Source organism: Streptomyces sp. SKN60, from assembly GCF_026236535.1.
GTDB lineage: Bacteria > Actinomycetota > Actinomycetes > Streptomycetales > Streptomycetaceae > Streptomyces.
Genome location: NZ_JAHTMW010000001.1, coordinates 315,677 through 333,524, shown reverse-complemented (window position 1 = coordinate 333,524; position 17,848 = coordinate 315,677). Strand labels below are relative to the sequence as shown.

The 17,848-nt window shown below is 73.4% G+C and carries 18 protein-coding genes; 8 read left to right on the top strand and 10 right to left on the bottom strand.

Annotation, left to right across the window (positions count from 1 at the left end; translation table 11 throughout):
- Positions 1-156: 156 nt before the first annotated feature.
- Genes KV205_RS01585 through pdhA form a run of 3 tightly spaced genes read right to left on the bottom strand, consistent with a single transcriptional unit; the run spans position 157 to position 3,700 of the window.
- Entirely contained in the window at positions 157-1,509 is a 1,353-nt protein-coding gene (locus KV205_RS01585) for a dihydrolipoamide acetyltransferase family protein (protein WP_265861503.1), read from the bottom strand.
- Positions 1,509-2,540, bottom strand: coding sequence for an alpha-ketoacid dehydrogenase subunit beta (locus tag KV205_RS01580; RefSeq protein ID WP_265861501.1), 1,032 nt, complete (start codon positions 2,538-2,540; stop codon positions 1,509-1,511). Before KV205_RS01580 ends, KV205_RS01585 begins: the two co-directional genes overlap by 1 nt.
- The gene (gene pdhA, locus KV205_RS01575; RefSeq protein ID WP_265861500.1) at positions 2,537-3,700 is read right to left on the bottom strand and encodes a pyruvate dehydrogenase (acetyl-transferring) E1 component subunit alpha; all 1,164 of its coding nucleotides are present in this window, start codon (positions 3,698-3,700) and stop codon (positions 2,537-2,539) included. The genes KV205_RS01580 and pdhA overlap by 4 nt, the downstream gene beginning before the upstream one ends.
- A gap of 178 nt (positions 3,701-3,878) precedes the next feature.
- Here pdhA and KV205_RS01570 point away from each other — a divergent pair, with 178 nt between their 5' ends.
- Positions 3,879-4,517, top strand: a complete 639-nt coding sequence (locus tag KV205_RS01570) for an Lrp/AsnC family transcriptional regulator (protein ID WP_374214595.1) — start codon at positions 3,879-3,881, stop codon at positions 4,515-4,517.
- A gap of 61 nt (positions 4,518-4,578) precedes the next feature.
- On the opposite strand, the gene KV205_RS01565 is transcribed toward KV205_RS01570, so the two are convergent.
- Positions 4,579-5,172: a TetR/AcrR family transcriptional regulator gene (locus KV205_RS01565; protein WP_265861498.1), complete on the bottom strand. Its 594-nt coding sequence runs from the start codon at positions 5,170-5,172 to the stop codon at positions 4,579-4,581.
- Positions 5,169-6,629 (bottom strand): 3-hydroxyacyl-CoA dehydrogenase, encoded by a 1,461-nt coding sequence (locus KV205_RS01560; protein WP_374214607.1) that lies wholly within the window; start codon positions 6,627-6,629, stop codon positions 5,169-5,171. The genes KV205_RS01565 and KV205_RS01560 overlap by 4 nt, the downstream gene beginning before the upstream one ends.
- Before the next feature lie 238 nt (positions 6,630-6,867).
- Between KV205_RS01560 and paaN the strand changes: the two genes are divergently transcribed.
- The gene (gene paaN, locus KV205_RS01555; protein ID WP_265861494.1) at positions 6,868-8,565 is read left to right on the top strand and encodes a phenylacetic acid degradation protein PaaN; all 1,698 of its coding nucleotides are present in this window, start codon (positions 6,868-6,870) and stop codon (positions 8,563-8,565) included.
- 48 nt (positions 8,566-8,613) lie between these two features.
- Here the strand turns inward: paaN and KV205_RS01550 are convergent, their stop codons facing one another.
- From KV205_RS01550 to KV205_RS01540, 3 genes are read right to left on the bottom strand one after another with little or no spacing between them, the layout of a single operon-like run.
- Positions 8,614-9,297 (bottom strand): TrmH family RNA methyltransferase, encoded by a 684-nt coding sequence (locus KV205_RS01550; RefSeq protein WP_265861493.1) that lies wholly within the window; start codon positions 9,295-9,297, stop codon positions 8,614-8,616.
- Complete coding sequence (locus KV205_RS01545; RefSeq protein WP_265861491.1) at positions 9,294-10,580, bottom strand: HTTM domain-containing protein; 1,287 nt, start codon at positions 10,578-10,580, stop codon at positions 9,294-9,296. The genes KV205_RS01550 and KV205_RS01545 overlap by 4 nt, the downstream gene beginning before the upstream one ends.
- Positions 10,577-11,344, bottom strand: coding sequence for a DUF5819 family protein (locus tag KV205_RS01540; protein WP_265861490.1), 768 nt, complete (start codon positions 11,342-11,344; stop codon positions 10,577-10,579). The genes KV205_RS01545 and KV205_RS01540 overlap by 4 nt, the downstream gene beginning before the upstream one ends.
- A 111-nt stretch (positions 11,345-11,455) precedes the next feature.
- On the opposite strand from KV205_RS01540, the gene paaA reads away from it, so the two are divergent.
- The 6 genes from paaA to KV205_RS01510 all read left to right on the top strand — a co-directional run bounded on the left by paaA (position 11,456) and on the right by KV205_RS01510 (position 16,422).
- Positions 11,456-12,499 carry a 1,2-phenylacetyl-CoA epoxidase subunit PaaA gene (gene paaA / locus KV205_RS01535; RefSeq protein ID WP_265861488.1) on the top strand — a complete coding sequence of 348 codons (1,044 nt, stop codon included), beginning with the start codon at positions 11,456-11,458 and terminating at the stop codon, positions 12,497-12,499.
- On the top strand, positions 12,496-12,783 hold the full coding sequence (gene paaB / locus KV205_RS01530) for a 1,2-phenylacetyl-CoA epoxidase subunit PaaB (RefSeq protein ID WP_265861486.1): 288 nt from the start codon (positions 12,496-12,498) through the stop codon (positions 12,781-12,783). Before paaA ends, paaB begins: the two co-directional genes overlap by 4 nt.
- Complete coding sequence (gene paaC, locus KV205_RS01525; protein ID WP_265861484.1) at positions 12,780-13,535, top strand: 1,2-phenylacetyl-CoA epoxidase subunit PaaC; 756 nt, start codon at positions 12,780-12,782, stop codon at positions 13,533-13,535. The genes paaB and paaC overlap by 4 nt, the downstream gene beginning before the upstream one ends.
- Positions 13,529-14,044 carry a 1,2-phenylacetyl-CoA epoxidase subunit PaaD gene (gene paaD, locus KV205_RS01520; protein ID WP_265861483.1) on the top strand — a complete coding sequence of 172 codons (516 nt, stop codon included), beginning with the start codon at positions 13,529-13,531 and terminating at the stop codon, positions 14,042-14,044. The genes paaC and paaD overlap by 7 nt, the downstream gene beginning before the upstream one ends.
- Positions 14,045-15,145 (top strand): 2Fe-2S iron-sulfur cluster-binding protein, encoded by a 1,101-nt coding sequence (locus tag KV205_RS01515; RefSeq protein WP_265861482.1) that lies wholly within the window; start codon positions 14,045-14,047, stop codon positions 15,143-15,145. It begins immediately after the preceding gene.
- Positions 15,146-15,270: 125 nt separating this feature from the next.
- Positions 15,271-16,422, top strand: a complete 1,152-nt coding sequence (locus tag KV205_RS01510) for an acyl-CoA dehydrogenase family protein (protein WP_265861481.1) — start codon at positions 15,271-15,273, stop codon at positions 16,420-16,422.
- Positions 16,423-16,443: 21 nt separating this feature from the next.
- Here the strand turns inward: KV205_RS01510 and KV205_RS01505 are convergent, their stop codons facing one another.
- Both KV205_RS01505 and KV205_RS01500 read right to left on the bottom strand, forming a co-directional pair.
- Positions 16,444-16,788: a rhodanese-like domain-containing protein gene (locus KV205_RS01505; protein WP_265861479.1), complete on the bottom strand. Its 345-nt coding sequence runs from the start codon at positions 16,786-16,788 to the stop codon at positions 16,444-16,446.
- Between the two features lie 54 nt (positions 16,789-16,842).
- Complete coding sequence (locus tag KV205_RS01500; RefSeq protein ID WP_265861892.1) at positions 16,843-17,841, bottom strand: J domain-containing protein; 999 nt, start codon at positions 17,839-17,841, stop codon at positions 16,843-16,845.
- Between the last annotated feature and the right edge of the window lie 7 nt (positions 17,842-17,848).

Sequence of the window (17,848 nt, the reverse complement as noted above, 5' to 3'; positions counted from 1 at the left end):
GTCCGTGCCCGGGCCGGCGGGGTGACCGGCCCGGATCGTGGAACGCGTCCGGGACCCGGCGTGGGGTTGGGTCCCGGACGAAGCCGCCGGCACCGTCCGGGGCCCCGTGCCCCGGCCGGTGTCGCTCCCGGCGGAGTCCTGTCGGTCGAGCGGCGGTCAGAGGGTGCGGAGCAGCACCGCCGGGTTCTCGACGCAGTCGGCGACATAGCGCAGGAAGCCGCCGGCCGTACCGCCGTCGCACACCCGGTGGTCGAAGGTGAGCGACAGCTGCACCACCTGACGCACCGCCAGCTCGCCCTGGTGCACCCATGGCTTGGGCACGATCCGGCCGACGCCGAGCATGGCCGCCTCGGGGTGGTTGATGATCGGCGTGGAGCCGTCGACCCCGAACACCCCGTAGTTGTTCAGGGTGAAGGTGCCGCCGGTCAGATCGGCCGGGGTCAGCGTGCCCTGCCGGGCCGCCTCGGTGAGCCGGGCGAACTCGGCGGTCAGCGACTCGGCGGTGCGCCCGCCGGCGTCCTTGACCACGGGGACGACGAGACCGCGCGGCGTCTGGGCCGCGAAGCCGAGGTGCACGCCGGGCAGCCGGACGATCTCCCGCGCGGCCGTGTCGACCGTGGAGTTGAGCTCCGGGAACCGGCTCAGGGCGTGGGCGCAGATCCGGGCGAGCAGCGCGAGCACGGAGATCTTCGGCCCGCCCGCCGCGTTCATCGCCGCCCGCGCGGCCATGAGCTCGGTCGCGTCGGCGTCGACCCAGCAGGTCGCGTCGGGTATCTCGGTGCGGCTGCGCGACAGCTTGTCGGCGACGGCGCCGCGCACGCCCCGCAGCGGTATCCGCTCCCCGGCGAGCGCCGGAGCGGCGGCGGCCACGGGGGCCGGCGCGGGGGCGGCCGCCGGGGCGGCGGCGGTGCGGTCGCGGACGGCGAGGGCGCCTTCCACGTCGGCGCGCAGGATCAGCCCCTCGGGGCCCGAACCGCGCACCTCCCGCAGGTCGAGTCCGCCGTCGCGGGCCAGCTTGCGCACCAGCGGCGAGATGACCGGCACGGGCCCGGCGGGCACGGCCGCCGCCGCGGGCGGGCCGGCCACAGCGGCGGGGGCCGCGGCGGCGGGAGTCGCGTGGCGCACCCGGCGCCGCCGGGCGGCGGGCCCGGAGGTGCCGTAGCCGACGAGCACGTTGCCCGAGTACTCCGAGGAGACGGCAGACTCGGCGTCCGCCGAGTCCTTGGCGGCAGCGGCGGCCGGAGCGGTGTCCGCGCCGGACGCGCCGCCGACGGCGACGGTGATCAGCGGGGCGCCGACCGGAAGCTCGGTGCCCTCCTCGCCGAACCGGGCGGTGACCACGCCCCCGTACGGGCAGGGCACCTCGACCATCGCCTTGGCGGTCTCGACCTCGACGACCGGCTGGTCGATGGCGACGACGTCGCCGACGTTCACCAGCCAGCGCACGATCTCGGCCTCGGTGAGGCCCTCACCGAGGTCGGGCAGCTTGAATTCGAGCACCTGGGCCATCAGCGCCCCGCCTCCCACTGGAGCCGGGCGACCGCGTCGAGGACCCGGTCGACGCCCGGCAGGTGGTGCCGCTCCAGCATCGGCGGCGGGTAGGGGATGTCGAAGCCCGCGACCCGCAGCACCGGCGCCTCCAGGTGGTGGAAGCAGCGCTCGGTGACCCGGGCGGCGATCTCCGCGCCGGGGCCGGCGAAGCCGGTCGACTCGTGGACGACGACGGCGCGGCCGGTGCGCTTCACGGAGGCGGCCACGGTCTCGTCGTCGAAGGGGACGAGCGAGCGCAGGTCGACGACCTCCAGGTCCCAGCCCTCGGCCTGGGCGGCCTCGGCGGCCTCCAGGCAGACCGGCAGGGAGGGGCCGTAGGTGATCAGGGTGGCGCTGGTGCCGCGGCGGCGGACGACGGCCTTGCCGATCGGCTCGACCGCGGCCGGGGCCTCGGGCGACCAGTCGGCCTTCGACCAGTAGAGCCGCTTGGGCTCCAGGAAGACGACCGGGTCGTCGGAGGCGATGGCGGCCCGCAGCAGCCCGTAGGCGTCCTCGACGGTCGCCGGGGTGACGACGTGGAGGCCGGGCGTCGCCATGTAGTACGCCTCGGAGGAGTCGCTGTGGTGCTCGACGCCGCCGATCCCGCCGCCGTACGGCACGCGGACCACGATCGGCATCGGCATGGCGCCCCGGGTGCGGTTGCGCATCCGGGAGACATGGCTGATCAGCTGCTCGAACGCCGGGTAGGCGAAGGCGTCGAACTGCATCTCGACGACCGGGCGCAGCCCGTACATCGCCATGCCGACGGCCGTGCCGAGGATGCCCGCCTCGGCCAGCGGCGTGTCGGTGCAGCGGTCCTCGCCGAACTCCTTGGCGAGCCCGTCGGTGATCCGGAAGACGCCGCCGAGGGTGCCGACGTCCTCGCCCATGACGTGGACGGACGGGTCCTCGGCCATCGCGTCGCGCATGGCGCGCTGGAGCGCCTGCGCCATGGTGGCGGGCTTGGCCGCGGTCTTCGCGGCCGGCCGCGCTGTCGCGTGGGTGGTCATCCCGCCTCGCTCTCGGCGTCGAGCTCCGCCCGCAGCTGCGCCGCCTGCTCGCGCAGCTGCGCGGTCTTCTCGGCGTACACGTGGGCGAACAGGTCCATCGGGTCGAGCACCGGGTCGGCGTTCATGCGCTCGCGCAGGCGCGCGGCCATGGTCTCGGCCTCCTCGGCGGCGGCGCGGCGGCCGTCCTCGTCGAGGATGCCGCGCTCGGTGAGCTCCCGCTCCAGGATCAGGATCGGGTCGTGCGCCCGCCAGGCCTCGACCTCGGTGTCGCCGCGGTAGCGGGTGGCGTCGTCGGCGTTGGTGTGGGCGTCGATCCGGTAGGTGACGGCCTCGACCAGGGTGGGTCCGCCGCCGCGCCGGGCGCGGGCCACGGCCTCGCCGAGCACCTGGTGGACGGCTACCGCGTCGTTGCCGTCGACGAGCCGGCCGGGCATCCCGTATCCGACGGCCTTGTGGGCCAGGGACGGGGCGGCGGTCTGCTTGGCGAGCGGCACGGAGATCGCGAAGCCGTTGTTCTGCACGAGGAAGACCACGGGGGCCTGCCACACGGCGGCGAAGTTCAGCGCCTCGTGGAAATCGCCCTCGCTGGTGCCGCCGTCGCCGACCATGGCGAGCGCGACCACGTCGTCGCCCTTGAGCCGGGCGGCGTGGGCGAGGCCCACCGCGTGCGGGAGCTGGGTGGCGAGCGGGGTGCTGAGCGGCGCTATGCGGTGCTCGCGCGGGTCGTAGCCGGTGTGCCAGTCGCCGCGCAGCAGGGTGAGGGCCTGCACGGGGTCGAGGCCGCGGGCGACGGCGGCGAGGGTGTCGCGGTACGAGGGGAAGAGCCAGTCCCGCTCCTCCAGGACCAGCGCGGCCGCGACCTCGCTGGCCTCCTGGCCGGTGGTGGAGGGGTAGACGGCGAGCCGGCCCTGCTTGGTGAGCGCGGTCGCCTGCGCGTTGTACCGGCGGCCGCGGACGAGCTCCCGGTAGAGACGGCGCAGCAGCTCGGGGTCCGCGTCGGCCACCGCGTCCGTGCCGAGGACGCGCAGCGGCTCGGCGTCCGGCAGCAGCGGGGCGGGGTCGGTGCGCGGCCGCCAGGCCGGCGGGGGCGTGGGCCGGTAGGCGCGGGCGGCACCGGGGGGCTCTTGGACTGTCGAACTGCGCTGTTGCAACGAGTCCACCTCCTCGTGGGAGCGGGCATAAGACCCGAAGGCGGGTGGCGCGGAATGTGGCGCGCCTCACCTACCGATTGTTCGGTCGTGGAGGCATTTTGGCTACAGGCACCTCCAGCCTGTGGACAAACGGTTCTCCACAGCCTGGGATGGATACAGGTCGTCCACGGGAGAGAGGCGGGGGGACATGGCGGATGAACAAATGGCCGACGTCGACGAGCACACGGACGGCGAGCCCCTGAACACGCCCCCCGGCGCCGCCCCGGCGGCCGGGGCGGCGCCCGCGCCCATGGGGCCGTGGGGAGAGCGGGCGGGCCCGCCGCCGGGCCCGCAGCCCGGCCCTGCCATGGTCCCCCCGACGGCCCCGGCCCGCCCGCTGGACGCGGTCGACCGGGACATCCTGCGGCTGCTGCAGACCGACGGCCGGGCCTCGGTCCGCTCGGTGGCCGAGCGGGTGCACGTCTCCCGCGCCAACGCGTACGCGCGGATCAACCGGCTCATCGACGACGGCGTGATCCGCGGCTTCGGCGCCCGCGTCAACCACGAGCGGGCCGGCCACGGCGCCTCCGCCTACATCACCCTGAAGATCGTCCAGAACTCCTGGCGCACCGTGCGCGAACAGCTCCAGGCACTGCCGGGCGCCGCGCACATCGCCCTGGTCAGCGGCGACTTCGACGTCCTGCTGCTCGTCCACACCCCGGACAACCGGACCCTGCGCGAGCTGGTGCTCACCCGTCTCCAGTCGATCCCCGAGGTGCTCTCCACCCGCACCCTGCTGGTCTTCGAGGAGACCGACCTCGACCCGTACCCGGACCAGCGGGACTGACGGGTACATGCACGAGGGCCCGGCCGGGGTGATCCCGGCCGGGCCCTCGTCCATATGTCTCTCAGCGGGCGGTGCGCAGCCCGTCGAAGGCGAGGTGCACGACGGTGTCCACCAGCTGCGCGCGCTCGGGCGCGGCGTCGTGGTGCGGCCGGTACCACTCCACCAGCGAGTTGATCATGCCGAAGAGCAGCCGGGTCGCCAGCCGGATGTCCAGGTCGGGCCGCAGGTCGCCGTCGGCGGCCGCCGCCTTCAGGAGCTCGGCCACCCGGTGGTCGAACTCGCGGCGCCGCTCCATGGCCCACCGCTCGGTCGCGGTGTTGCCGCGCACCCGCAGCAGCAGCGTCACGTACGGCAGCTCGGCGATCAGCACCTCGACGGTGCGCCGGGTCACGTACTCGACCCGCTCGACGGCCCGGCCGCGGTTCGCCGCCGGCTCGTCGAGGATGCCGAAGAGCCCGTCGAGGGCGCGGCTGACGGCCCGCCGCAGCAGCTCCTCCTTGCCGGCCACGTGGTGGTAGATCGACGACTTGGAGATGCCCGCCGCCTTGGACAGGTGCTCCATCGACGTGCCGTCGTAACCGCGCTCGTTGAAGACCTGGACGGCGACCTGGAGCAGCGTCTCGGGGGTGTAGGTGTCGCGTCTCGCGGTGGTCATGCGGTCTCCTCCGCTTCCTCGGCGTACGCCCGGCGCACCAGGCCGAGGCTCGGCGCGTACCGGCCCGTCGGGTACCGCTCGTGCAGCGCATGGAGCAGGGCCGCCGCGCGCCGGTGGCCGAGGCGGCCGACCCACTCCAGCGGACCCGCCGGGTAGTTGACCCCGAGGCGCATCGCGGTGTCCACGTCCTCGGCGGTGGCGACGCCCCGCTCGACCGCGTCGGCCGCCAGGTCCGCGAGCATCGCGACCGTACGGGCCACGATCATCCCGGGCACGTCGCCGATCACGGACACCTGCTTGCCTAGCGCCTGGAAAAGGCCCACGGCCTCGGCGAGGCTCTCCGGGGCGATGCCCTCGCGGGCGGACAGGACGATCCTGCCGGCCTTCTCGTAGTCGAGCGCGAGATCGAAATAGATGACGTCCTCCTGGTGGTACTCGAAGGAGGTCTCGCCGTCCGCGAGGCTGAGCTTCCCGCCCGAGGGCAGCTCCACGTACCCGTCGCCCTTCTTGCGCCGGACGGCGACACCGGCCCGCTCGAAAAGGTCCACCAGGGACTGCGCGGGCCCGAGGTCGCCGCGCACGACGATGCGCGCGGGCGCCTCCGCCGGCGCCGCCGTGTGCGGCTCCGGCCGCTCGGCGCCCTCCGCGTAAGAGAACCAGCCGTGCCCGCTCTTGCGCCCGAGGCGGCCGGACTCGACGAGCCGCCGCTGCGCGAGCGACGGGGTGAACTTGGGGTCCTGGTAGAAGGACTCCCACACCGAGCGGGTCACGGCCTCGTTGACGTCCTGGCCGATGAGGTCGGTGAGCTCGAAGGGGCCCATCCGGAAGCCGCCGGACTCGCGCAGGGCCGCGTCGATCGTGGCGGGGTCGGCGGCGCCCTCCTCGTAGATCCGCAGCGCCTCCGCGTAGAAGGGGCGGGCGACCCGGTTGACGATGAAGCCGGGGGTGTCGGTGCAGCGCACCGGCGTCTTGCCCCAGCTCTTCGCCGTCTCGTACGCGCGCGTGACGGCGGCCGGGTCGGTGGCGAAGCCGCTGACGACCTCGACCAGCGGCAGCAGCGGGGCGGGGTTGAAGAAGTGCAGGCCGACGAAGCGGCCGGGGTGCGCGAGGCCGCCGGCGATGGCGGTCACCGACAGCGAGGAGGTGTTGGTGGCGAGCAGGGCGTCGGCCGCGACGACCTGCTCCAGGTCGGCGAAGAGCCGCTGCTTGACCGGCAGCTGCTCGACGATCGCCTCGACGACCAGGACGGCGTCGGCGAGCTCGTCGAGCGCACCGGCCGCGTGCAGCCGGGCGACGGCCGCGTCCCGCTCGTCCTTGCCGAGCCGGCCCTTCTCGACCAGCCGGTCCAGGCGTCCGGCGACGCCGGCCACGGCCTGTTCGGCCCGGCCGGGGGCGCTGTCGTAGAGCCGGACGGGATGGCCCGCGACCAGGGCGACCTGGGCGATCCCCTGGCCCATGGTGCCCGTGCCGACGACGGCGACGACCCCGCCGGGGCCGATGCCGCGGGCTCCGGCTCCGGCCTCGTCGGCCGACACCGCGTCGCTCCCCTGGACGGGCGTATTGGCGCTCATAGGAGTGATCCTCCCCGATGGGTTTTCCACAGGATCGCCGGACCCCCTTGTCCCGACCGATCGTTCGGTTACTCTAACTCCGTACGCGTCTCCCTGCCCAGCTCGACGAGGAGTTGGTCCACCCATGGCCACCGCTCAGCTGACCACCGACCGTCTGGCCGAGAAGCACCGGTCCACGCTCGATCAGGCCCTCGCCACCATCCGCACCCGCGCCTACTGGTCCCCGTACCCGGAGCACCCGAAGGCCTATGGGGAAAACGGCTCGCTGGACGCCGCCGCGGGCCTCGCGGCCCACCAGGAGCTGCTCGGCCAGCGCTTCGAGCTCGACCAGCCCGGCACCGACGGCTGGACCGGCGCCGAGACCTCGCCGTACGGTCCGGCGCTCGGCATCGAGTATCCGCACGCCGACATCGACGTGCTCCTTCCGGCGATGCGCGCCGGGATGGGCGCCTGGCGCGACGCCGGCGCCGAGACCCGCGCCCTGGTGTGCCTGGAGATCCTCGCCCGGATCTCCGCCCGCACCCACGAGTTCGCCCACGCGGTCATGCACACCAGCGGCCAGGCCTTCATGATGGCGTTCCAGGCCGGCGGCCCGCACGCGCAGGACCGCGGCCTGGAGGCCGTGGCGTACGCGTTCGAGGAGCAGACCCGCACCCCGGCAGGCCGCGCCGCCTGGTCCAAGCCGCAGGGCAAGCGGGACCCGCTGGAGCTCAGCAAGGAGTTCACCCCGGTCGGCCGCGGCATCGCCCTGGTCATCGGCTGCAACACCTTCCCGACGTGGAACGGGTATCCGGGCCTGTTCGCCTCCCTGGCCACCGGCAACCCGGTCCTGGTCAAGCCGCACCCGCGCGCGGTGCTGCCGCTGGCGCTGACCGTCAAGGTCGCCCGCGAGGTCCTCGCCGAGGCCGGTTTCGACCCGAACCTGGTGGCGCTGGCCGTCGAGGCCCCGGGCGAGGGCATCGCGAAGACCCTGGCCGTCCGCCCGGAGATCCGGATCATCGACTACACCGGCTCGACCGCCTTCGGCGACTGGCTGGAGACCAACGCCCGCCAGGCGCAGGTCTACACGGAGAAGGCCGGCGTCAACACCGTCGTCGTCGACTCCACCGACGACTACAAGGGGATGCTCTCCAACCTGGCCTTCTCGCTGTCCCTGTACAGCGGCCAGATGTGCACCACCCCGCAGAACCTGCTGATCCCCCGCGACGGCATCACCACCGACCAGGGCCCGAAGTCGTACGACGAGGTGGTCGCCGACCTCGCGGGCGCGGTCGGCGGTCTGCTCGGCGACGACGCCCGGGCGAACGCGCTGCTCGGCGCCCTGGTCAACCCGGACGTGAAGGCGCGCCTGGAGGCGGCAGCCGGTCTGGGCGAGGTGGCGCTGGCCTCCCGCGAGGTGGCGAACCCTGAGTTCCCGGACGCCGTGGTGCGCACCCCGGTGATCGTGAAGCTGGACGGCTCGAAGCCGGACGCGGAGGCGGCGTACTTCTCGGAGTGCTTCGGCCCGGTCTCGTTCGCGGTGTCGGTGGACTCGACGGCCGACGCGCTGGAGCTGCTGCGGCGTACGGTGCGCGAGAAGGGCGCGATGACGGTCGGCGCGTACACGACGTCGGCGGACACCGAGCGGGCCGTGGAGGAGGTCTGCCTGGAGGAGTCGGCGCAGCTGTCGCTGAACCTGACGGGCGGGGTCTATGTGAACCAGACGGCCGCGTTCTCCGACTTCCACGGCTCGGGCGGCAACCCGGCGGCGAACGCGGCGCTGTGCGACGGCGCCTTCGTCTCCAACCGCTTCCGGGTGGTGGAGGTCCGCCGCCAGGCCTGAGCCTGAGCCGGGCGCCCGACCTGCCCCGGCGCCCGGCCGTGCCGGTCCCTACTCGGGGGCCGGCACGTCGGCGTAGCGCTGGATCCAGGCGTGCATGGCGATGGCCGCGGCGGCCCCGGCGTTGATCGACCGGGTCGAGCCGAACTGGGCGATCGAGCAGACCATGGCGGCGTGGGCGCGGGCCTCCTCGGTGAGGCCCGGGCCCTCCTGCCCGAACAGCAGCACACAGCGGCGCGGCAGCACGGTCCGCTCCAGCGGCACCGCGCCTGGCAGGTTGTCGATGCCGATGATCGGCAGGTCCTCGGCCGCGGCCCAGGCGGTCAGCGACCGGGTGTCCGGGTGGTGCCGGACGTGCTGGTAGCGGTCGGTGACCATGGCGCCGCGCCGGTTCCAGCGGCGCCGCCCGACGATGTGGATCTCCTTGGCCAGGAAGGCGTTGGCGGTCCGCACCACCGATCCGATGTTGAAGTCGTGGCCCCAGTTCTCCACCGCCACGTGGAAGTCGTGGCGGCGGGTGTCGAGGTCCGCGACGATCGCCTCGCGCGTCCAGTAGCGGTAGGGGTCGACGACATTGCGCCGGTCGCCGCCGGCCAGCAGCTCGCGGTCGTAGCGCGGGTCGTCCGGCCACGGCCGCGGGTGCGGGCCGACGCCGATCTCGGTGCCGTACCCCTCGTCGTACTGGAGGGGCTCGGCGCCCGGGGCCGGCGCGGGCTGTTCTTCGGTGGTGCTCACCCGACGAGGGTACGGGTGCCGGCCTCGTCACCCGAACGGCTCTGTCCGGGCAGCGCGGCCCCGGCCCGCGGCCGGCCGGTCAGCCGGTCCCGGCCCCGGGCGGCGCGCGCGCCCAGCCACAGCAGGAACGCGGTGGGCAGGAACACGGAGTCCGCGGCGATCATCGCCAGCGAGAAGAACGGCAGCCCGAGGAGCAGGGCGATGCCTGCGTGCTCCAGCATCATCGCGACCAGGAGCACGTTCTTGACCTTGCGGTTGAAGAGCGTGAACGGGAACGCGACCTGCACGATCACGGTGCCGTAGGTGAGCAGCAGCACCATCACCCCGCTCGCGCCCAGGAGGTGGGAGAGGGCGGGCCAGGGGGAGAAGTAGTCGAGCTGGAGCGGGAAGTAGAGCGCGGTGCCGTCCTGCCAGCGCGAGCCCTGCACCTTGTACCAGCCGGCCGTGGCGTAGACGAGGCAGACCTCCGCCATCATCACGGCGAGGGTGGCGTTGTGCGCCAGGTTTGCGAGGACGTCGAGCAGGGTGCGCGGCTCTCCGGGGGCGAAGCGGCAGACCAGCCACCACAGGGCGTTGCCGAGCCACAGCACCCACAGCAGCACCAGGAGCCACCACTCGCCGGTGACGTCGGAGAACCAGGTGGCGGCGAGCAGGAAGCCGCCGAGGACCGTCCACAGCAGCGGTCCGACGGGCCCGTCGCCCGGGGCGCGGCCGCGGGCGGCGCGGCGGGCGTCCAGGGACCAGACCTGCGCGCAGCGGGTGAGGACGAGGTAGATCGCCATGAGGTGGACGACGTTGTCGCCGCCGTCGCCCATGAAGATGGACCGGTTCTGCAGGGACAGCACACCGGCCATGAAGACGACGGACACGGCCCGGGTGCGCCAGCCGAGGAGCAGCAGAACGGCGGAGAGCACGGCGAGCCCGTAGACGATCTCGAACCAGAGGCGCCCGTCGGACCACATGAGCACGGTGAAGGAGCGGTTGTCGGCGATCATCTGCCGGCCCATCTCCCACGACCAGGGGCCGTCGGGGCCGTACAGCTCCAGCCGGTGGGGCCATTCGCGGAGCAGGAAGAGCAGCCAGGTGAAGGAGAAGCCGATGCGGACGATCGCGCTCTGGTAGGGGCCGAGCGACCGGCTGGTGACCGTCTGCGCGGCGGCCGCGAGCCGCCGCTCGAAGGGGATCCGGCGCCGGGTGGCGGGGATGCCAGGGGCCTCCGGACTGGGGGTGCCGGGGGCCTCCGGGGTGGGGGTCCCGGAGGTGGGGCGGGAGGTCTCGGTCATCGGGTCGCCTCCGTCCCGGGGCGGTCGGCGGCGGTGACGGACCACCAGGGGTAGCTGCGGTCGACGGGCCGGGTGTCGATCTTCTCGGTGCTCCAGGCGGCGGCCGGGACCGGCCGGGTCACGGTGCGCAGCTGGATCCGGTCGACGGTGCCGCCGAGCGCCCGCTCGTCGAGGCGCTGCATGACGATGCGGCGGACGTACTGCTCGGAGAGCTCGCCGCGCATGCCGTTGGGGCGGTGGTCGTCGGTGTGCGAGTTGAGGTAGAAGTCCCAGGCCCGGCGCAGCTCGTTCTGCCGGGTGTGGCTGGGCAGCAGAGTGCCGCGGACCCCGTCGATGTCGTACGCGGTGAGGTCGGTCCAGCCGGTGGTGGTGCGCTTGCCGCCGGCGCCCACGACCTCGGCCCTGACCTGCACGGACATGTTCTGCTGGAGCGGGTTGGGGGCGAAGAGCTTCCAGTTCTGCTCGAACTCGGGGTAGACCCAGTCGTCGACCGCCTCGCCGTGCTGCTTGGTCAGCGTGTTCGACGGCGCGACGTGCAGGAACACCATCGCGAGGTGGACGCAGGCGAAGACGCCGACGACGGCGAGGGCGACGGCCGCGACCACCTGGTACGGCGTCGAGAGCCCCGCGATCCCGGGCTGCGGCGCCCCGGGCCCGGGGGTCCGGTCCGCCTCGGCCAACGGTTCGGCCAGACGTTCGGCCACCCGTTCGGGCGAGCCCTCCGGTCCGGGCCCGTTCCCGCCCCCGACGTCGTACGAGTCCATCGCGCCCCGCTCCCGCTCGGCCTCAGCAGTTATCCACAGGGTTGACACCATACGGGCCGCCGAACGACCATTGAAGTCATTCAACCGAACGATCGGTCGGTAGGGGTTTCGATGACCACAGGTACGGCAGAGACGACAGCGCCGGAAGGTGCGACGGCGAGCCAGGCCGCCCTCGAAGCGGTGTTCGACGCCGCCGTGGCCGCCGACGAGCGCATCGAGCCGCGCGACTGGATGCCCGACGCCTACCGGGCCGGCCTGGTGCGCCAGATCGCCCAGCACGCCCACTCCGAGATCATCGGCATGCAGCCCGAGGCCAACTGGATCACCCGCGCGCCCTCGCTGCGCCGCAAGGCGATCCTCATGGCCAAGGTCCAGGACGAGGCCGGCCACGGCCTGTACCTGTACAGCGCGGCCGAGACCCTCGGCACCAGCCGCGACGAGCTCCTCGACAAGCTCCACAGCGGCCGCCAGAAGTACTCGTCGATCTTCAACTACCCGACGCTGACCTGGGCCGACGTCGGCGCCATCGGCTGGCTCGTGGACGGCGCCGCCATCACCAACCAGGTCCCCCTGTGCCGCTGCTCCTACGGGCCGTACGCGCGGGCCATGGTCCGCGTGTGCAAGGAGGAGTCCTTCCACCAGCGCCAGGGGTACGAGGCGCTACTCGCCCTCTCCCGCGGCACCGAGGCCCAGCACGCCATGGCCCAGGACGCGGTGGACCGCTGGTGGTGGCCGTCGCTGATGATGTTCGGCCCGCCGGACGACGAGTCCACCCACTCCGCGCAGGCGATGGCCTGGAAGATCAAGCGCCACTCCAACGACGAGCTGCGCCAGCGCTTCGTAGACATCGCCGCCCCGCAGGCCGAGTCCCTCGGCCTCACCCTCCCCGACCCCGACCTGAAGTGGAACGAGGAGCGCGGGCACTACGACTTCGGCCCCATCGACTGGGACGAGTTCTGGAACGTCCTGAAGGGCAACGGCCCCTGCAACGAGCAGCGGCTGACCAAGCGCCGCCAGGCCCACGAGGACGGCGCCTGGGTCAGGGACGCCGCCGCGGCCTACGCCGCGAAGCACCGCCCGGCCACCGGCCGGGACGACACGCACCACACCGGCACCGACGCCGGACCGCACACGGACGGGGAGGCACGGGCATGACCACCGACGGATGGCCGCTGTGGGAGGTGTTCGTGCGCTCGCGCCGCGGACTGTCCCACACCCACGCCGGCAGCCTCCACGCACCCGACGCCGAGATGGCCCTGCGCAACGCGCGCGACCTCTACACCCGCCGCATGGAAGGCGTGTCGATCTGGGTCGTGCCCTCCGCCGCCGTCACCGCCTCCTCGCCCGACGAGAAGGACCCCTTCTTCGAACCGGCCGCGGACAAGCCCTACCGGCACCCCACCTTCTACGAGATCCCGGACGGGGTGAAGCACCTGTGACCGGCCCGACCACCCCCACCGCCGCCGCTGCCGTCCCCACCGGGTCGGTGCCCGCCGCCGCCCTCGCCCTCGGCGACGACGCCCTCGTCCTCGCCCAGCGCCTGGGGGAGTGGGCGGGCAGCGCCCCCGTCCTCGAAGAAGAGGTCGCCCTCGCCAACATCGCGCTCGACCTCCTCGGCCAGGCCCGCGTCCTGCTCTCCCTCGTCGGGGACGAGGACGAACTGGCCTACCTCCGCGAGGAACGCGCCTTCCGCAACTGCCAGCTCGTCGAACAGCCCAACGGCGACTTCGCCCACACCATCTCCCGCCAGCTGTACTTCTCCACCTACCAGCGCCTCCTGTACGGGCAGCTGGCCGCCGGCGACGGCCCCTTCGCCGGGCTCGCCGCCAAGGCCGTCAAGGAAGTCGCCTACCACCAGGACCACGCCGAGCACTGGACGCTCCGCCTCGGCGACGGCACCGAGGAGAGCCACCGGCGCATGCAGACCGCCTGCGACGCGCTGTGGCGCTACACCGGCGAACTGTTCCAGCCCCTCGACGGCCTCGGCACCGACACCGCCGCCATGGACAGCGCCTGGCTCGACTCCGTGACCGCCGTCCTCGGCAAGGCCGGCCTCACCGTCCCCGCCGGGCCGCGCACCGGCGCCTGGAGCGCCGGCGCCGGCCGCCAGGGCCTGCACACCGAGTCCTTCGGCCGCATGCTCGCCGAGATGCAGCACCTGCACCGCAGCCACCCGGGGGCGTCATGGTGACCACCGCACCGGGCACGGCCCCGACCGCACTCGAAGCGGAACTGGCCCGGATCGCCGGCGCCGTCCCCGACCCCGAGCTGCCCGTCCTCAGCCTCGCCGAACTCGGCATCCTGCGCGGCGTCCACGTCCACGGCCCCGGCCGCGTCGAGGTCGAACTCACCCCGACCTACACCGGCTGCCCCGCCATCGAGGCCATGTCCGCCGACATCGAACACGCCCTCCACGAACACGGCGTGCCCGACGTCAGCGTCGTCACCGTCCTCAGCCCCGCCTGGTCGACCGACGACATCACGGACGAAGGACGCCGCAAACTCGCCGAGTTCGGCATCGCCCCGCCCCGCCCCCAGGGCCCGGCCGGCGGACCGATACCACTCACCCTCGCGATCCGCTGCCCCCACTGCGGCTCCACCGACACCGAACTCCTCAGCCGCTTCTCCTCCACCGCGTGCAAGGCACTGCGCCGCTGCGCCGCCTGCCGCGAACCGTTCGACCACTTCAAGGAGTTGTAGATGGCCACCTCCGCCTCCACCGGCGCCGCCGGACGGGCCGGGTTCCATCCGCTCCGCGTGAGCGAGGTCGAGCGGCTCACCGACGACTCCGTCGCCGTCACCTTCGCCGTCCCGGCGGAGCTGCACGAGGCCTACCGCCACGCCCCCGGCCAGCACCTCGCGCTGCGCCGCACCGGCCCCGCCGGCGAGGAGATCCGCCGCACCTACTCGATCTGCGCCCCCGCCGCCGCCCAGGGGGAGACCCCCGTGCTGCGCGTCGGCATCCGCCTCGTCGACGGCGGCGAATTCTCCACCTACGCCCTCAAGGAACTCGCCGTCGGCGACATCGTCGAGGTCATGGAACCCATGGGCCGCTTCGTCCTCGAACCGCGCCCCGGACACTTCGCGGCCGTCGTCGGCGGCAGCGGCATCACCCCGGTCCTCTCCATGGCCGCGACCCTGCTCGCCCGCGAACCCGAGGCCCGGTTCTGCCTGGTCCGCAGCGACCGCACCGCGTCCACCACGATGTTCCTCGACGAGGTGGCCGACCTCAAGGACCGGTTCCCCGACCGGTTCCAGCTGATCACCGTGCTCTCCCGCGAGGAGCAGCAGGCCGGCCTCCCCTCCGGACGCCTCGACGAGGACCGGCTCACCGCCCTGCTGCCCGCGCTCCTGCCGGTCACCGCCATCGACGGCTGGTTCCTGTGCGGCCCCTTCGGCCTGGTGCAGAACGCCGAGCGCGCCCTGCACGGCCTCGGCGTCAGCCGCACCCGCATCCACCAGGAGATCTTCCACGTCGACGACGGCTCCGCCCCCGCCCCGGCGCCCGCGGCCGACGCCCCCGCCCACGCCACGCTGACCGCCACCCTCCACGGCCGCTCCGGCAACTGGCCCGTCCAGCAGGGCGAGACGCTGCTCGACACGGTGCTGCGCGCCCGGGCGGACGCCCCGTACGCCTGCAAGGGCGGCGTCTGCGGCACCTGCCGCGCCTTCCTCGTCACCGGCGAGGTGCGGATGGACCGCAACTTCGCCCTCGAACCCGAGGAGACCGACGCCGGCTACGTCCTGGCCTGCCAGTCCCACCCGGCCACCCCCGAGGTCGAGCTCGACTTCGACCGCTGAACCACGTGGGTGTGTGCCCCGGTCACGACCGGGGCACACACCCGGCCATTCCCTTCCGGTAGAACCTGTTCTATCTTGACGGTCCGTCAGATACGCCCCGGGCCAAGGCCGGAAGGGACAGGACCGTGGACTTCACCTTCACCGAAGAACAACAGGCCGCCGCCGAAACGGCCAAGGCCGTCTTCGCCGACGTCCCACCCGACAGCGTCCCCAGCCCCGCCCTCACCCCCGGCGCCGTCGCCGACGACTTCGACCGCCCCCTCTGGGCCCGGCTCGCCGACACCGACCTCCTCGGCCTCGTCCTCGACCCCGCCCACGGCGGCTCCGGACTCGACCCCATCGCCCTCTGCCTGGTCCTCCGCGAATCAGCCCGCGCCCTCGCCCGCGTCCCCCTCCTGGAGACCAGCGCCGTCGCCCGCACCCTCCAGCACCACGCCCCCGAAGCCACCAGGGCCGCCCTGCTCCCCCGCGTCACCCGCGGCGAACTCGTCCTCACCGCCGCCGCCCACGGACGCACCGGCCACGACCCGGCCCCGCTCGCCGTCACCGCCCGCCGCGACCACACCGGCTGGACCCTCGACGGCCACACCGACAACGTCCCCTGGGCCCACCACGCCGACCACATCGCCGTACCCGCCCACACCCCCGACGGACACACCGTCCTCGCCCTGCTGCCCCGCAGCCGGCCCGGCCTCACCCTCACCGACCAGTACGGCACCCACGGCGAACGCCTCGCCGCACTCCACCTCGACGACGTCCACCTCGACCCCGCCGACGTCATCGACACCGAAGGCGCCTGGGAAGAGCTCCACGGACTCCTCACCACCGGAACCTGCGCCCTCGCCCTCGGCCTCGGCGAACAAGTCCTCGCCATGACCAGCCAATACACCGGCAAGCGCGAACAGTTCGGCCACCCCGTGGCCACCTTCCAGGCCGTCGCCGTCCAGGCCGCCGACCGCTACATCGACCTGCGCGCCATGGAAGCCACCCTCTGGCAGGCCGCCTGGCGCCTCACCATCGATGCCACGGACACCACGGGCACCACCGGCTCGCTCCCGGCCGCCGGAGACATCGCCGTCGCCAAGATCTGGGCATCGGAAGGCGTCCGCCGCGTCGTCCAGACCGCCCAGCACCTCCACGGCGGCTTCGGCGCCGACACCGACTACCCCCTGCACCGCTACCACGCCTGGGCCAAACACCTCGAACTCGCCCTCGGCCCCGCCGCACAGCACGAAGAGGAACTCGGCGACCTGCTCGCCGCCCATCTCCTCGGCTGACCGGCAGAACCGGCGAGAGAACTACAGGACGTAGGCGGGGCTTCCGTCGTCCGTCACCATCGGACGCCCCGCGCCCTCCCACGCCAGCATGCCGCCGTCGACATTCACCGCGTCGATGCCCTGACCCACCAGATACTGCGTGACCTGCGCCGACCGGCCACCCACCCGGCACATCACAAACGCCTGCCGCCCGTCCTCCACGGCCTCCGTCACCTCACCGAACCGCGCCACGAACGCACTCATCGGCACGTGCAGCGCACCCTCGACATGACCGGCCGCCCACTCGTCGTCCTCACGGACATCGAGCACCAGAGCACCGGCCGGCACGGAAGCCGCGTCGACCGACGGCAGCGGGGCGAAATTCATGGACCTGGCCTTCTCTCTGCGACACCGCGCCCCCACGGGCGCACACGAACGAAACTACTGCACCAGCGCCGCGAGCTCCGCCTCACGCTCGGCGACCTGCGCCAACAGCTGCTCCGCGATCTCCTCCAGGAGACGGTCCGGATCATCCGGCGCCAACCGCAGCATCGCCCCGATCGCGCTCTCCTCCAACTCCCGCGCCACCAGCGACAGCATCTCCTTGCGCTGCGCCAGCCACTCGAGCCGCGCGTACAGCTCCTCGCTCTCGCTCAGCCGCACCACCGGCACCGGACCGGCCGCCCACTCCGCCGACAGCTCCCGCAGCAGCGCCTCGTCACCACGGGCATAGGCCGCGTTCACGCGGGTGATGAACTCCTCGCGGCGCTTCCGCTCGTCCTCGTCCCGCGCCAGATCCGGATGCGCCTGCCGCGCCAGATCCCGGTACAGCTTGCGCACCTCGTCCGACGGCCGCACCCGCTTCGGCGGCTGCACCGGCCGGTCCGTCAGCATCGCCGCCGCCTCCGGCGACAGCCCGTCGGAGTCCACCCAGTCGTGGAAGAGCTCGTCCACCCCGGGCATCGGCATGACCGCGGCCCGCGCCTCCTGCGCCCGCCGCAGATCCTCCGGATCCCCACTGCGCGCCGCCCGCGCCTCCGCGACCCGCGCGTCCAGCTCGTCAAGGCGTGCGTACATCGGACCGAGCCGCTGGTGATGCAGCCGCGAGAAGTTCTCCACCTCGACCCGGAACGTCTCCACGGCGATCTCGAACTCGATCAACGCCTGCTCGGCCACCCGCACCGCACGATCCAACCGCGCCTCGGGCCGCTCGTCGGCGCCACCGGCACTCGCATCAGCGCCGGTACCGGTGTCGGCTCCGGCGCCGGACTCGGCAGCGGAGCCGGACTCGGCAGCGGCAGCCTGCCCGGCCTCGGACCCGGCCCCGGCTTCGCTCTCGGCACCGGCCGCGGCCCGCCCGTCCGCCGACTGCTCCTCGACGGGACGCCCGTCCTCGCCCGGCTCCTCGGACCCGCCGGCCCTGCCCTGGTCCACGCTCACGTCCACG

Bases quoted from the DNA above. Each gene is read 5' to 3' on its own strand.
- KV205_RS01585 (WP_265861503.1), bottom strand. From the start codon at position 1,509: ATGGCCCAGGTGCTCGAATTCAAGCTGCCCGACCTCGGTGAGGGCCTC.
- KV205_RS01580 (WP_265861501.1), bottom strand. From the start codon at position 2,540: ATGACCACCCACGCGACAGCGCGGCCGGCCGCGAAGACCGCGGCCAAG.
- KV205_RS01570 (WP_374214595.1), top strand. From the start codon at position 3,879: ATGGCGGATGAACAAATGGCCGACGTCGACGAGCACACGGACGGCGAG.
- KV205_RS01565 (WP_265861498.1), bottom strand. From the start codon at position 5,172: ATGACCACCGCGAGACGCGACACCTACACCCCCGAGACGCTGCTCCAG.
- KV205_RS01560 (WP_374214607.1), bottom strand. From the start codon at position 6,629: ATGGGCCAGGGGATCGCCCAGGTCGCCCTGGTCGCGGGCCATCCCGTC.
- paaN (WP_265861494.1), top strand. From the start codon at position 6,868: ATGGCCACCGCTCAGCTGACCACCGACCGTCTGGCCGAGAAGCACCGG.
- KV205_RS01545 (WP_265861491.1), bottom strand. From the start codon at position 10,580: ATGACCGAGACCTCCCGCCCCACCTCCGGGACCCCCACCCCGGAGGCC.
- KV205_RS01540 (WP_265861490.1), bottom strand. From the start codon at position 11,344: ATGGACTCGTACGACGTCGGGGGCGGGAACGGGCCCGGACCGGAGGGC.
- paaA (WP_265861488.1), top strand. From the start codon at position 11,456: ATGACCACAGGTACGGCAGAGACGACAGCGCCGGAAGGTGCGACGGCG.
- paaB (WP_265861486.1), top strand. From the start codon at position 12,496: ATGACCACCGACGGATGGCCGCTGTGGGAGGTGTTCGTGCGCTCGCGC.
- paaD (WP_265861483.1), top strand. From the start codon at position 13,529: ATGGTGACCACCGCACCGGGCACGGCCCCGACCGCACTCGAAGCGGAA.
- KV205_RS01515 (WP_265861482.1), top strand. From the start codon at position 14,045: ATGGCCACCTCCGCCTCCACCGGCGCCGCCGGACGGGCCGGGTTCCAT.
- KV205_RS01505 (WP_265861479.1), bottom strand. From the start codon at position 16,788: ATGAATTTCGCCCCGCTGCCGTCGGTCGACGCGGCTTCCGTGCCGGCC.